The sequence below is a fragment of the Sandarakinorhabdus cyanobacteriorum genome (genome assembly GCF_002251755.1).
GTDB lineage: Bacteria > Pseudomonadota > Alphaproteobacteria > Sphingomonadales > Sphingomonadaceae > Sandarakinorhabdus > Sandarakinorhabdus cyanobacteriorum.
Genome location: NZ_NOXT01000106.1, coordinates 37,248 through 51,087 on the forward strand (window position 1 = coordinate 37,248; position 13,840 = coordinate 51,087).

12 protein-coding genes are annotated in these 13,840 nt (G+C 68.6%); 9 read left to right on the forward strand and 3 right to left on the reverse strand.

Annotated features, from left to right (window positions below):
* Window positions 1–4: 4 nt before the first annotated feature.
* Complete coding sequence (gene eda / locus CHU93_RS08040) at window positions 5–622, forward strand: bifunctional 4-hydroxy-2-oxoglutarate aldolase/2-dehydro-3-deoxy-phosphogluconate aldolase (protein ID WP_094473574.1); 618 nt, start codon at window positions 5–7, stop codon at window positions 620–622.
* On the opposite strand, the gene CHU93_RS08045 is transcribed toward eda, so the two are convergent.
* The gene (locus CHU93_RS08045; protein WP_133064353.1) at window positions 606–2,072 is read right to left on the reverse strand and encodes a hypothetical protein; all 1,467 of its coding nucleotides are present in this window, start codon (window positions 2,070–2,072) and stop codon (window positions 606–608) included. The genes eda and CHU93_RS08045 overlap by 17 nt on opposite strands.
* The gene (locus CHU93_RS08050; RefSeq protein ID WP_094473576.1) at window positions 2,072–2,833 is read right to left on the reverse strand and encodes an ABC transporter ATP-binding protein; all 762 of its coding nucleotides are present in this window, start codon (window positions 2,831–2,833) and stop codon (window positions 2,072–2,074) included. The genes CHU93_RS08045 and CHU93_RS08050 overlap by 1 nt, the downstream gene beginning before the upstream one ends.
* A 125-nt stretch (window positions 2,834–2,958) precedes the next feature.
* Between CHU93_RS08050 and CHU93_RS08055 the strand changes: the two genes are divergently transcribed.
* Together CHU93_RS08055 and CHU93_RS08060 are read left to right on the forward strand one after the other, a co-directional pair.
* Window positions 2,959–4,185 (forward strand): parallel beta-helix domain-containing protein, encoded by a 1,227-nt coding sequence (locus CHU93_RS08055; RefSeq protein ID WP_094473577.1) that lies wholly within the window; start codon window positions 2,959–2,961, stop codon window positions 4,183–4,185.
* A complete protein-coding gene (locus tag CHU93_RS08060; protein ID WP_094473578.1) occupies window positions 4,182–5,228 on the forward strand; it encodes an SO2930 family diheme c-type cytochrome in 1,047 nt (348 codons plus the stop codon). Before CHU93_RS08055 ends, CHU93_RS08060 begins: the two co-directional genes overlap by 4 nt.
* Here CHU93_RS08060 and CHU93_RS08065 read toward each other — a convergent pair.
* Entirely contained in the window at window positions 5,167–6,414 is a 1,248-nt protein-coding gene (locus CHU93_RS08065; RefSeq protein ID WP_094473579.1) for an MFS transporter, read from the reverse strand. The two genes, CHU93_RS08060 and CHU93_RS08065, sit on opposite strands and share 62 nt — an antisense overlap.
* Before the next feature lie 94 nt (window positions 6,415–6,508).
* Between CHU93_RS08065 and CHU93_RS08070 the strand changes: the two genes are divergently transcribed.
* The 6 genes from CHU93_RS08070 to CHU93_RS08095 all read left to right on the forward strand — a co-directional run bounded on the left by CHU93_RS08070 (window position 6,509) and on the right by CHU93_RS08095 (window position 13,807).
* A complete protein-coding gene (locus CHU93_RS08070) occupies window positions 6,509–7,051 on the forward strand; it encodes a J domain-containing protein (RefSeq protein WP_094473611.1) in 543 nt (180 codons plus the stop codon).
* A 53-nt stretch (window positions 7,052–7,104) separates the two neighbouring features.
* Window positions 7,105–8,316 carry a peroxiredoxin family protein gene (locus CHU93_RS08075; RefSeq protein ID WP_094473580.1) on the forward strand — a complete coding sequence of 404 codons (1,212 nt, stop codon included), beginning with the start codon at window positions 7,105–7,107 and terminating at the stop codon, window positions 8,314–8,316.
* A 73-nt stretch (window positions 8,317–8,389) separates the two neighbouring features.
* Window positions 8,390–9,049, forward strand: a complete 660-nt coding sequence (gene rpe, locus CHU93_RS08080) for a ribulose-phosphate 3-epimerase (RefSeq protein ID WP_094473581.1) — start codon at window positions 8,390–8,392, stop codon at window positions 9,047–9,049.
* Window positions 9,049–10,788 carry a heparinase II/III family protein gene (locus CHU93_RS08085; RefSeq protein WP_094473582.1) on the forward strand — a complete coding sequence of 580 codons (1,740 nt, stop codon included), beginning with the start codon at window positions 9,049–9,051 and terminating at the stop codon, window positions 10,786–10,788. Before rpe ends, CHU93_RS08085 begins: the two co-directional genes overlap by 1 nt.
* Window positions 10,789–10,863: 75 nt before the next feature.
* Complete coding sequence (gene purH, locus CHU93_RS08090) at window positions 10,864–12,450, forward strand: bifunctional phosphoribosylaminoimidazolecarboxamide formyltransferase/IMP cyclohydrolase (RefSeq protein WP_094473583.1); 1,587 nt, start codon at window positions 10,864–10,866, stop codon at window positions 12,448–12,450.
* A gap of 187 nt (window positions 12,451–12,637) precedes the next feature.
* On the forward strand, window positions 12,638–13,807 hold the full coding sequence (locus CHU93_RS08095; protein WP_165768663.1) for a serine hydrolase domain-containing protein: 1,170 nt from the start codon (window positions 12,638–12,640) through the stop codon (window positions 13,805–13,807).
* The last annotated feature ends 33 nt before the right edge of the window (window positions 13,808–13,840 follow it).

Genomic DNA, 13,840 nt, shown 5'->3' on the forward strand with positions numbered 1-13,840 from the left:
CGTAATGACCGTCGATGAACTCATGGGCCTTGCCCCCGTCATTCCCGTGTTGGTGGTGGACGATGTCGCACACGCCAAACCGCTGGCCGAAGCTCTGGTGGCCGGCGGCCTGCCGGTGCTGGAGGTGACGCTGCGTACCCCGGCCGCGCTCGACGTGATCCGCGAGATGGCCAGTGTGCCTGGCGCCGTTGTTGGCGCCGGCACCGTGCTGTCGCCGCAGGATCTGGCCCTGGCCAAGGCCGCCGGCGCGCGCTTCATCGTCTCCCCCGGATTGACCGCAACGCTGGGCGCCGCCGCGCGCGGCAGCGGCCTGCCCTGCCTGCCCGGGGTCGCCACCGCCAGCGACATCATCCGCGCCCTCGAACTGGGCTTCACCCGGCTGAAATTCTTCCCCGCCACCGCCAATGGCGGCCTGCCGGCGCTGAAGGCCATGGCCGCCGTGTTCGGCGCCGTGCGCTTCTGCCCCACCGGCGGCATCACCGAAGCCAGCGCGCCCGAATGGCTGGCCGAACCGTCGGTCGCCTGCGTGGGCGGCAGTTGGATCGCCAAGCGCGGCGAGACCGACTGGGCGGCCATCACCGCCCGCGCCCGGGCGGCAGCCGCGCTCAGCCGTCCGGCCTGACGCGAAACCACCACACCCCGGCCAGCAGCACCCCCGGCACCGCGAACGCCGCCAGCACCCACAGGCTGCCGGCCAGCAACAGTTGTGTTGCCGCCGCCAGGCTGCCCAGCACGATGAATTCGCCCAGCGCCATCATCAGCGATGACCGATAGCGCTGGCGAAAGGCGCTGCGCTTCATCGGCTGGCGCGTCCAATATTGCAGCGCCGCCGTGCTCAGCCCTGACACCAGTGCCATCGGCAGCATCAGCGCCGCGGCCAGCGGCTGGCGCACCACCACCAGCGCTGCCACAGCCAGCACCAGCAACAACGGCGGCACCAAGGCCGCCCCCAGCTTGGCGATCAGCACCTGCCCGGCCGGCACCGGGGCGGACGCGATCAGATCGGGCGCATCTTCGGCCGCAATCACCAGCCAGGCCAATGACGAGGCCAGCGCCCCGCCAACAAACACCCCCGCCGCCGCCAACCGCCCCGGCGTGATGGTGCCGCCGCTGAAGATCAGCGCGACAATCGGCACCATGAACACCAGTTGCTGGCCAATCTGCGCCACCAGTTCGGGGTCGCGCCGCAGCAGCCGCCATTCCTTGCCAAACAGCACCACCAACGGGCTGCCGCCAAAGCGGGCCGATTGCCCTTGGCGCGACACCACCACCGGGGCCGGGGCCGCCTCCAGCCGGCTGGCCGCCAGCTCGGCCGCCGCGCGCGCCGCCAGCACCGCCAGCGCCAGCATCGCCATCAACGCGGCCGGATCGCCAAACAATGCCCGCGCCGGCACATCGAACGGAAAGGTCGGCGGCCGATAGAGCGCCCCCATATGCGCCGCAAACCATTGCGGCGCGAAATTCGGCGTCTGGCCCAGCACGAACATCGATGCGCCCAGCAGCACCCCGGTCAACTGCGCCGCCAGCCGCGCCCGCGCCGGGCCCATCAGCCGGTCCAGCCCGGCCGCGATCATCAGCGCCGTTGCCGTTGCCGCCAGTGCCACGGCCACCACCACCAGCGGCCCGGCCAGCCACGGCCAATGGCCAAACAGCGCCGACGCGACAAAAAAGGGCGTGGTCAGCAACAGAAAGGGCAGCGCCACCATGGCGTTGATGCTGGCCGTGCGCATGATGATCGCCCGCGCCGCCGGGATCGGGGCCGACAGCAACAGCTCCAGCTCCCCCCGGTCGCGCCCCATGCGCAGCACATGGGCATAGGCCGAACTCAGCATCACCAGCGCCATCGCCGCCATCGCCGCTGCCACTTGGCCCAAATTCTCCACCGGCAGCATCGCTGTCCCGCGCCAGCGCCAGGCCAGCATGGTGCCCACCACCAGCGGCAGGATGGCCAGCACCAGCACCAGCACCGCCTTTGTCAGCGTGCCCTGCTGGCCGCGTGCCCGCACCCGCACATCGTGCAGCACCAGCCAGGGCAGGCTGGCGGGTGCCAGGGCGGCCATCAATCCAGCCATCACGCCGCCGCCAGTTCCAGAAATACGTCTTCCAGCGTGGTGCCGGCGCCGCGCCCGGCCGCCAGCTCGGCCATTGTGCCCTCCGCCACCAGCCGCCCAGCCCGGATGATGCCGATGCGTGCCGCCATGCGCTCGGCCACTTCCAATATGTGGGTGGTGATGATCACCGTCGCCCCGGTGCCGACAAACTCGATCAGCATGTCCTTCACCACGCGGGCCGCCGCCGCATCCAGCCCGGTCAACGGCTCATCCAGGATCAACAGGCGCGGCTCGTGGATCAGGGCGCCGGCCAGCGCCAGCTTCTGCTTCATGCCACGCGAAAAGCCTTCGCAGCGGGCATCGCGCTTGTCCGCCAGGCCCAGCCGCGCCAGCAGCCGGTCGGCCCGCGCCGCCGCCACATCGGCCGGCACCCGCCACAGCCCGGCGATGAAGGCCAGATATTCCGCCGCCGTCAGCTTGTCATACAACAAGGGCTCATCCGGCAGCCAGGCCAGCATCTGCTTGGCCGCGATCGGATCGGCCAACGCGTCCACCCCGAACAGGCGGATCGATCCGGCATCGGGCCGTGCCAGCCCGGTCACCATGCGCAGAGTCGTCGTCTTGCCGGCACCGTTGGGCCCCAGCAGCGCATAGATTTCACCCGCCGGCACCACGAGATCCAGCCCGTCCACCGCCCGCATCCCGGCAAAGCTCTTCACCAGGCCGGAAATCACCAGCGCCGGCGGATAAACTGCAGGATCGGGGGGAAGAATCGCATGCATGGCAACACACGCTAACAAAGCCCTGTCCCCATGGCGATGAACGCCCATTAACCCGCCCGATTGGGGCTTGAGCATTGGCTCTGTTCGGGGGAAGCTGCGTCGAAATAACCTTGGGGATCCGAACCATGCGCCGCCTGCTCACCACCATCACCCTGGGCCTGCTGGCCAGCACCGCCCCCCCGGCCATCGCCAAGACCATCCATGTCGGCCCCGGCGGCAACGCCCAGGAAAAACTGCAGACCGCCTTCATCGAAGCCCAGCCGGGGGACATCATCCATATTGCCGCCGGCCGCTATGCGCTGGCCGATGGCCTGTCGCTGGATGTGGACAATGTCACGGTGAAGGGCGACGGGCCGGGCGCCACCATCCTCGATTTCACCGCCCAGAAAGGTTCGGGCGAAGGCGTGCTCGTCACGTCCGATGCGGTGGTGATCCGCGATCTGGGGGTGGAAAACCCGGCCGGCAACGGCATCAAGTCCAAGGGCAGCGACGGCATCGCGCTCGTCAACCTGCGCGTGGAATGGACCGGCGGGCCCAAATCCACCAACGGCGCCTATGGCCTCTATCCGGTCTCCTCGAAAAATGTGCTGATCGACCGCAGCCTAGTGAAGGGCGCATCCGATGCCGGCATTTATGTCGGCCAGTCGCAGAACATCATCGTGCGCAATTCCCGCGCCGAAATGAACGTCGCCGGGATCGAGATCGAAAACAGCTATGACGCTGACGTGGTGGGCAACACCGCCACCAACAATGCCGGCGGCATATTGGTGTTCGATCTGCCCGATCTGCCGCAACAGGGCGGCCGCAATGTGCGGCTGCGCGGCAACCAGGTGATCGCCAACAACCACCCCAATTTCGCTGCGCCCGGCAACATCGTCGCCGGGGTGCCATCGGGCACCGGCGTCATGGTGATGGCCAACAGCAATGTCGAAGTGAACGACAATGATATCAGCGGCAATGCCGGCAATGGCGTGATGATCGTCGCCTATACCCAGAAATTCACCGATGCCGCCTACAACCCGCTGCCGCGCAATGTTCATGTGGCCGGCAACCGCTTCAGCGGCAACGGCAGCAACCCGGCCTTTGCCGGCGGCAAGGAACTGGCCGCCGCGCTGGGCGGCACGGTGCCGCCGGTGATGTGGGATGGCATCACCCGCTATGTGGTTCCGGGTGTAGCCGAGCGCGCCGATGGCGGCAACATCAGCAGCGACGCCCCCGGCATCAGCCTCAACCTCGGCCTGCAGGGCACCCCGCCCACCAAGGCGCAGCCCGCGCCCCTGCCGCAACAACTGGTGATCAGCAACCGGCCCGCCATCACCCTGCCCGCCGAACTGGAAGCGCGCAGCCGATGAAGCGTCCGCTGGCCGCCCTGCTGCTCCTCGGCGCTGCTCCTGCACCACACGTCAACGCCGATCTGCTGCGCACCACCGATGCGCCGCGGCTGGCCGATTATGGCCTGTTCGATGCCGCCGGCCGGCCAGCGCCGGGCGTGCAGCGCTACACGCTCAACACCCCGCTGTTTTCCGATGGTGCGGAGAAAACGCGTTATGTCTGGCTGCCGCCGGGCACCCGTGCCGATTATCGCGCCAGCGGCCCGCTGGCCTTCCCGGTCGGCACCGTTCTGGTCAAACGCTTCGCCTTCCCGGCCGATGCGCGGGCCCCTGGCACCAATCTCACCCCCATCGAAACCCGCCTGCTCATCCACCGCCCGGCCGGCTGGGTGGCGTTGAGCTATGTTGAGGAGGGCGGCGAGGCTGTGTTGAAGCGCGCCGGCAAGCGCGTTGCCGTCAGCACCACCGATGCCGCCGGCCGGCCGCTGACCATCGATTATGCCGTGCCCAACCAGAACCAGTGCAAGACCTGCCACCAGTCCGGCGAGGCGATCACCCCGATCGGCCCCACGGCCGCCAATCTGAACGATGGCCGGCAGCTGCTGCAATGGCAGGCCAGTGGCCGGCTGGCCGGGCTGCCGGCGGCGGGCATTCCCCGCCTGGCGCGCTGGGATGATGCCGCCGCCAGCCTGGATGCCCGCGCCCGCGCCTATCTCGCGGTCAATTGCGGCCATTGCCACAACCGCGCCGGCTTTGCCTCCAACTCCGGCCTGTGGCTGGATCCCGACGAACGCGAACCGGCGCATATCGGCATCAACAAGCGGCCGGTGGCCGCCGGGCGCGGTTCGGGCGGGCTGGAATTCTCGATTATGCCCGGCCAGCCCGACCGGTCGATCCTGCTGCACCGCATGCTCAGTTCCGAACCCGGCGTGATGATGCCGCAGTTCGGCCGCAGCCTGATCCATGCCGAAGGCGTCGCGCTGATCCGCAAATGGATTGCCGCTATGCCTGCCGATCCAGCCCCTGCAGCGCCGGCAACAGCAGCAGCACCGTCAGGCCGCTGAGCGCCAGCACCGGCACCACGCCCAGCCCGGCGCCCACCGCCGCACCGGCCGCCAGCACTGCACTCACCTGAAACAGGCTGTTGATGATGTTGTTGGCGGCAATGGCGCTGGCACGGTTTTGCGCCGGCCCGGCGGTTTGCAGTACGGCATAGAGCGGCACCGAAAACACCCCGCCGGCCAGCGCCAGCAGCAGCAGATCGGCCAGCACGCGCCAGCTGGCAGCCAGTTCGAAGAACAGTGCCAGATCCTTGGGCGTGCTGCCCACCGCCGGCACCGAAAACCACAGATCGCCGCCGGCCAGCGCCATCACCAGCCCGGCCGCTGCACACAGCCGCGTGCTGATGCGGCCCTTCAGCCAGCGGCCCACCGCGACCGACCCCACTGCAATCCCGATCGAAAAGGCCGCCAGGAACAGCGTCGACACCGCTTCATCGCCGCCCATGACATTCTTCGCCATCGGCACGAACTGGCTGGTGTAGATGGCGCCCAGGGCCCAGAACCAGCTGATTGCGAGGGTGGCCACCAGCAGGCGCCGGTTGCCAAAGGCGGTGGCCAGCGCCGCCCGGCTGGTCGAAAGCGGGTTCCAGTCCAGCCGCTGGCCGGGCTGTTCGGGCGGAGCCGGCGGAATCGCGCGTGCGGCCAGCCAGCCGATGCCGGACAGCGCGCAGGCAATCGGCCCCACCGCCTGCGTGGCCAGCAGGCCGCCGGCGACCTGGCCCAGCAGGATGGAAACAAAGGTCGCCGCCTCCACCAGGCCGGTGCCGGCGATCAGCTCCTCATCGCGCAGATGCTGGGGCAGGATGGCATATTTGACCGGCCCGAACAGGGTGGAATGGCACCCCATCAGGAACACCACCGCCAGCGCAAGTTCCAGTGATCCGATCGCCAGCGCCGCCCAGCCCAGCGCCATGAAGCCGATTTCCAGCAGCTTCACCGCCCGCGCGATCGCCGCCTTGTCCCGCCGGTCGGCGGCGCTGCCGGCCAGGCCGGAAAACAGCACGAACGGCAGGATGAACAGCCCCGCAGCGGTGGAGGCCAGCATCGCCGCCTTCTCGGGATCGGCCGCCGCCACATCATAGGCGACGATGAACACCAGCGCGGTGCGGAACAGATTGTCGTTGAAGGCCCCCAGGAACTGGGTGACAAACAGGGGGCCAAAGCGCCGCGTGGCAAGCAGGTTCCACATCTGGCATTGGGTGTGCCCGTTTCTGTCCCTCCCGTCCAGACTGGCTGCGGCAGGCGAATCGGCTTATTGAGAAGGTTTGAGGAGCAGCAGCCAGGTGCCACGGCAGAAGCGCAGCGATGATTGGGGTTTTCCGCGCTGGCGCGATTACGGCAGCGGGGCGGCGGCCGCGAACGTGCGCCTGTGTGATCGCGATGGCTGCACCAACGTTGGCGACCGGCCAGCGCCCAAGGCCCCCAACAGCCCGGAACGCTGGTGGTTCTGTCAGCAACATGCCGCCGAATACAATGCCGGCTGGGATTATTTCCGCGGCCTCACGCCCGAAGAGGCCGCCGCCCGCGAACAGGCCGAAGCCGGCCAGCGGAAATATCAGCGCTCCAAACATTGGCAGTGGGGCCATGAGGGCGATGGCAGCCGCAGCCGCGCCGAACTGGATGCGCTGAAGGTCCTCGGCCTGGACACGGATGCGGACATGACAGACATCCGCGCCGCCTGGCGCAGCGCCGCCAAGGCCAGCCACCCCGATGTCGCCGGCAACAGCCCCGAAGCCGCCGAGCGCTTCCGCGCCGTGCAGGCAGCCTGGGATGTGCTGTCCGCCGCCGATGCCGCCCGCAAGGCCGCACAGCAAAGCCAGACTTGACAATAGCAAAGAAAAGCCGGGTTGCCGGGGGATGGCAAAACCGGTTTGGGGGAATGATGATGAAGCACCTGTCCACCTTGTTCGCCGCCAGCCTGCTGGCCACCACCGCTGCAGCTGCCGACTTGAATGGCCAATGGCGGGTCAGTTTTGATGGCCACCCCGGCGGCCCGCTGCCCTTCACCCTTGAGGTGAAGCCCGGCAAGACCGGCCCGCAGGCCTGGATCATCAACCAGCCCGAACGGCTGAAGGTGGAACAGGTGACGGTGACGGGCGACAGCATCACCCTCGTCTTCCCCAGCTACAACAGCCGGCTCGAACTCAGCGCCGCGGCCGATGGCAGCCTGTCGGGCGCCGCCACCGTGCTGCGCTCCACCGGCACCGTCACCCTGCCGGCCCGCGCGGTGCGCGGCGGCTGGCGCTTCACCCCCGGCGCGGTCAAGCCCGCCGGCAATGTCACCGGCCGCTGGAATCTCAGCTATGGCGACAACAAGGTGAAGGGCCTGCTCATCCTGAAGCAGATGGGGTCGCAGGTCTCTGGCACGGTCCAGCTGCCAACCGGCGACATGCGCTACCTGTCGGGCGAGCTCAACGGCACTGTCCTCAAGCTCTCCACCTTCGATGGCAGCTTCACCAACCTGTGGACGGGCACGCTTGCCGGCGACACGCTGAAGGGCGCCCAATTCGCCGCCACCAGCCGCGCCACCGGCAACCCGTTCGAAGCGAAGAAGGAAAAGCTGGCCACGATGGAAGCCGTGGCAGTGGAAAAGCCGGGCGGTGACCGCCTGAGCTTCCGTCTGCCCACCCCCGATGGCCAGATGATCAGCCTCGCCGATGCCCGCTACAAGGGCAAGGTCGTCGTCATCTCCATCGGCGGCGCCTGGTGCCCCAACTGCCACGACGAGGCCCAGTATCTCGGCCCCTATGCCGCCCGCCGGCAGAAGGAAGGCCTGGAAATGATCGGCCTGCAGTTCGAATATGGCGCCGATGAAGCCCGCGCCATGCGCCAGATCAGCAGCTTCAAGAGCCGCTACAAGCTGATCTACCCGATGGTCTATGCCGGCCAGCCCAACGCCGACGACACCAAGAAGGTGCTCGGCAACCTTGCGCCGGTGAAGGTGTGGCCCACCACTATCTTCATCGGCCGCGATGGCCGGGTGAAGGAAGTCCATGTCGGCTGGGCCGGCCCTGCCACCGGTGCACTGAACGTCAAGGCCAAGAAGGAGTTTGACGAAACCGTCAGCCGGTTGCTGCGCGAACGCGCCTGATCGCCCGATTTCGTCCACAGGCGGATTGGCCCACCCACTACCGCCGCGCCGGTGGCCCTGCTAGAGAGTTGGCATGGCCAATGTCCGCATCGCACCGTCCATCCTGTCGGCGGATTTCGCCCGTCTGGGCGAAGAGGTGCGCGCGATCAGCGCCGCCGGGGCGGACTGGATCCATGTCGACGTGATGGATGGGCATTTCGTGCCCAATCTCACCATCGGCCCGATGGTGGTGAAGGCGCTGCGCCCGCATTCCAGCCTGCCGTTCGATGTGCATCTGATGATCAGCCCGGCCGATCCCTATCTGGAGGCCTTTGCCGAAGCCGGCGCCGATATCCTGACCGTCCACCCCGAAGCCGGCCCGCACCTGCACCGCACCGTCCAGCGCATCAAGGCGCTGGGAAAACAGGCCGGCGTCTCGCTGAACCCCGCCAGCCCGGTGGAGCTGGTCGAAACCGTGCTGGGCGACATTGATCTGATCCTCGTCATGAGCGTCAACCCCGGCTTCGGCGGCCAGAGCTTCATCACCAGCCAGCTGAAGAAGATCGAGCGCCTGCGCCGCCTGATCGACGACAGCGGCCGCACGATCCATCTGGAGGTTGACGGCGGGGTGGATGCCGCCAACGCCGCCACCGTGGTCGCCGCCGGCGCCGATGTGCTGGTGGCCGGCACCGCCAGCTTCAAGGGCGGGCCCAGCCAATATGCCGCCAACATCGCGGCCCTGAAGGGCCATTGATGGCCGACGCGCCGCCGCCCGATGCCGCCGAAGCCAGCCTGCGGCGCGATGGCGGGGAACGCGGCCTGTCGCTGTCGGAACGCGCCGCCGCCGGGCTGGCCAGCCGGCTTTATGCCACCCCGCTGCACCGCTTCCGCCTGCGCGGCCGGTTCCCGCTGAAACTGCTGGGCGTGCCGGCCGATCCGGTGCCCGGTGATGCCCACCTGGCCGAACGCATCATCGCCGGCCGCCTGATCCACGCCGGCCACACGGTGATGATCCGCGATCTGGATTTCCGCACCGTCACCGCGCCTGCGGAATGGCAGCAATGGGCACAGGGCTGGGGCTGGCTGCGCCATCTCGCCATCCTGCCCGATCGCAAGACCGCGATCGCCGCCGCCGAAGCGCTGGGCCAGCGCTGGCTCAATGCCTATGCCGATTATGATCCGTTGGCCTGGCGCGCCGATATCGCAGGTACCCGGCTGTTGATGGTGCTGGGCCATGCCCCGGTGATCCTGGGCAGCGGCAACCAGATTTTCCGCTCCGCCGTGCTGTCCGCGCTCGCGACCTGGGCCCGCCACCTCGATCGCGCCGCCCCGCGCCTGCCTGATGGCCTGGCCCAGGCCCGCGCCTGGTGCGGGCTCTATGCCGCCGGCACCCTGATCCCCGGCGGCGAGGTGCGCGCCGCCCGCGCGCTGGCCGGGCTGCAGGCGCTGCTGGGCCGGCTGGTGCTGCCCGATGGCGGCATCGCCAGCCGCGCGCCCGGCGACGCGCTGGCGCTGGCCGAACTGCTGCTGTTCACCGCCAATGCCCCCGAATGCATCGGCACCCGCGCCCCGCCGCTGTTTGCCGATACGCTGGCCCGTCTGGTCCCCACGCTGCGCGGCATGGCGCTGGGCGATGGCCGCATTGGTGCCTGGCACGGCAGCGCGGTGATCGGCGCCGATGCGCTGGATCGCCTCGCCCGCAAGGCCGCCACCGGCACGGAATTGCGCCGCGGTGGCCGCTGGAGCGGCTTTCACCGTCTGTCGGCCGGCCGCAGCATCGTCATCCTCGATGCCGGGCCGCCGCCGCCCGCGCGCCTGTGCGGGCATGGGCATGCCGGCACCCTGGCCTTTGAAATGAGCGACGGGGCCGAACGGCTGATCACCAACTGCGGCGGCGCTGCCGGCCTGCCCCAGGCGCTGGCCCCAGCGCTGGCCGCCGGCCTTGCCACCACCGCCGCCCACAGCACGCTGGTGATTGCCGACACCAATTCCACCCGCATCCGCGATGATGGCACGCTGGCCGGCGGGGTGGAGGAGGTGGCGATGGCCTATCGTTCCACCGGCGAAGGCCAGCTGATCGAAACCAGCCACGATGGCTATGCCCGCCGCTTTGGCATGCTGGTGCGCCGCCGGCTGTTCCTCTCCCCCGACGGCAACGAACTGGCGGGTGAGGATGTGATCGAAGCCGCCCCAGTCAAGCTGCTGCGCCGCCGTGGTGACCGGCCGTTCGATCTGCGCTTCCACCTTGGCCCCGGCGTGTCGGCCACCCCCACCGCCGATGGCCTGGGCGCGCTGCTGAAAACCCCGGCGGGCCGCATCTGGGCCTTCAAATGCCATGCCGAAGGCGGCAACGGCTGCCGGCTGGCCATCGACCAATCGCTTTGGGTCGATGAAGCCGGCACCATCCACCGCACCCAGCAACTGGTCATTTCCGGCCAGACCGCCAAGGCCGCCGCCGATCTGGCCTGGAGCCTGCGCCGCGCCGGGAAATAGGGCTGACATTTGGCGCGCAAGCCGCTAGGGCGCCCGGCATCCCGTGCCGCAACGCCAGCCAGCGAAAGCCCCGCCATGACCGATCTCGTCCGCATCCGCCGCGCCCTGTTGTCCGTCTCCGACAAGGCCGGGCTGGAACCGCTGGCCGCCGCTCTTGTCGCCCACGGCGTCGAACTCGTCTCCACCGGCGGCACCGCCACCGCCTTGCGCGCGCTTGGCCATGCGGTGAAGGATGTCGCCGAACTCACCGGCAGCCCGGAAATGATGGACGGCCGGGTGAAAACCCTGCACCCGCGCGTGCACGGCGGCCTGCTCGCCCTGCGCGACAATGCAGAGCATCAGGCCGCCATGGCCGCCAACGGCATCGGCGCCATCGATCTGGCGGTGATCAATCTCTATCCCTTCGCCGCCACCGTTGCCCGCGGCGCACCGCGCGAGGACATCATCGAGAATATCGACATTGGCGGCCCCGCCATGGTCCGCTCCTCGGCCAAGAATCACGAATTCGTCGCCATCCTCACCAGCCCCGATCAATATGATGGCTTCATCGCCGCCTTGACCGAGCATGATGGCGCCACCCCGCTCGCCCTGCGCCGCCAGCTCGCCGCTGCCGCCTTTGCCCACACCGCGGCCTATGATGCCGCGGTCGCCAGCTGGTTCGCCTTTGCCGATCAGGGGGAGCAATTCCCGGCCGTGCTGCCGCTGGCGCTGACCCGCAAGGATGTGCTGCGCTATGGCGAGAACCCGCACCAGAGCGCGGCGCTCTATCTGCCGCAAACCGGCGCGCGCGGCCTTGCCGCCGCAACCCAGCTGCAGGGCAAGGAACTCAGCTACAACAATTTGAATGATGCCGATGGCGCGCTGGATCTGATCGCCGAATGGAAGGGGTTCGGCCCGGCCTGCGCCATCATCAAGCATGCCAACCCGTGCGGCGTCGCCACCGGCACCAGCCTTGCCGATGCCTATGAAAAGGCCTTCCGCTGCGATCCGGTGTCGGCCTTTGGCGGCATCATCGCCGTCAACCAGCCGCTGGATGGCCCCACCGCCGAAGCCATCACCCAGATTTTCACCGAAGTGGTGATCGCCCCGGGCGCCGATGATGATGCCCGCGCCATGTTTGCCGCCAAGAAGAATCTGCGCCTGCTCATCGCCGATCTGCCCGATCCGCGCCGCCCCGGCCTGATGCTCAAGCCCGTATCGGGCGGCATGCTGGTGCAAAGCCGTGACAATGGCGCCGTCAGCCGCGACGCCTGCCAGGTCGTGACCCGGCGCGCGCCGACCGAGGCCGAATGGGCCGATCTGCTGTTCGCCTGGACGGTGGCGCGCCACGTCAAATCCAACGCCATCGTCTATGCCAACGGCGGTGCCACCGCCGGCGTGGGCGCCGGCCAGATGAGCCGGCTGGATTCCACCCGCATCGCCGCGCGCAAGGCCATCGATGCCCAGGAAGCTGCCGGCTGGCCGCAACCCAAGACCATCGGCAGCTGCGTCGCATCCGATGCCTTCTTCCCCTTCCCCGATGGCCTGATCGCCGCCGCCGATGCCGGCGCCACTGCCATCATCCAGCCCGGCGGCTCCATCCGCGACAAGGATGTGATCGCGGCGGCCGATGAACGCGGCCTCGCCATGGTCTTCACCGGCATGCGCCACTTCCGCCATTGAGGATTGCATATGATCCTCCCCCTCTGGGGGAGGTGCCCACCCCGGCGAAGGCCGGGGGCGGCGGAGGGGGCCGCCCGCTGGCCGCTTGAGTCCGCTCCGCCCGCCAGACATCTCCCCTCCCCTTCAGGGGAGGGGCCGGGGGTGGGGAAGTGCGATACGAATGGGCATGCCAGCAAAGGATCAGCCCATGCGCGACCGCATCATCCACGCCCTCGAAACCAGCCTTGCCGCCGGCAACATCCCCGGCGCCGTCGTCACCATCGGCAACAGCGCCGGCACGCTGGTCGAGGCCGCGGTGGGCAGCAAGGGCCCTGGCGGGCCGCCCCTCAATCAGGATGATCTGTTCCAGATCGCGTCGATGACCAAGGCCATCGCCAGCGTTGCCGCCATGCAGTTGGTGGAACAGGGCCGGCTTGCCTTTGATGATGATCTGGCGCCCCTGCTGCCGGCGCTTGCCAACCCGCAGGTGCTGGAAGGCTTTGATGAGACAGGCAAGCCGGTCCTGCGCCCGGCCGCCGGCCCGATCACGCTCAGGCAGCTGCTCACCCACACCTCCGGCTTCGGCTATGAATTCATGTCGGCCGAACTCACCCAGTGGCGGCTGCACAACCCGGCCAACCCCGGCACGCTGGCCAGCCTGAACCAGCCGCTGCTCGCCGATCCCGGCACAGCATGGATCTATGGCATCTCCACCGATTGGGTCGGCCAGGCGGTGGAGGCGGTGTCGGGCATGCGGCTGGGCGAATGGCTGGCCCGCCATGTCACCGGCCCGCTGGGCATGACGGAAACCACCTTCGCCTTTGATGATGGCATCAAGGCCCGGCTCACCCCGCTGCATGCCCGCACGCCCGATGGCGGGCTGATGCCCTTCCCGGTGCATTTCGGCGGCGGCGAGAATGCCGAATATCACGGCGCCGGCGGCGGCCTGATTTCAACCGCGCGCGATTATCTCAAATTCTGCCGCATGATCCTGAACGGCGGCACGCTGAACGGCGCCCGCATCCTGAAAGCGGAGACCGTGGCGATGATGGCAACCAACCAGGTGCCGATGCCCGCCGGCCGCATGAGCACCAACATGCCGGGCCTTTCCACCGATTTCGATCTGTTCCCGATGATGGATTGCGGCTGGGGCCTGGGCTTCCTGATCAACCCCGAAACCGGGCCCGACGGCCGCGCCCCCGGCACCCTGGCCTGGGCCGGCATCGCCAACAGCTATTACTGGATCGACCGCGCCAGCGACATCGCCGGCGTCGTCTGCATGCAGCATCTGCCTTTCGGCGAACCCGCCGCGGTGGACGTGCTGCGCGCCGTGGAACGGGCGGTGTACGCGGACCAGACTCGATTGGAGCTTGATTGAACCCACGCATGCCGAGCTTGTCGAGGCACACTC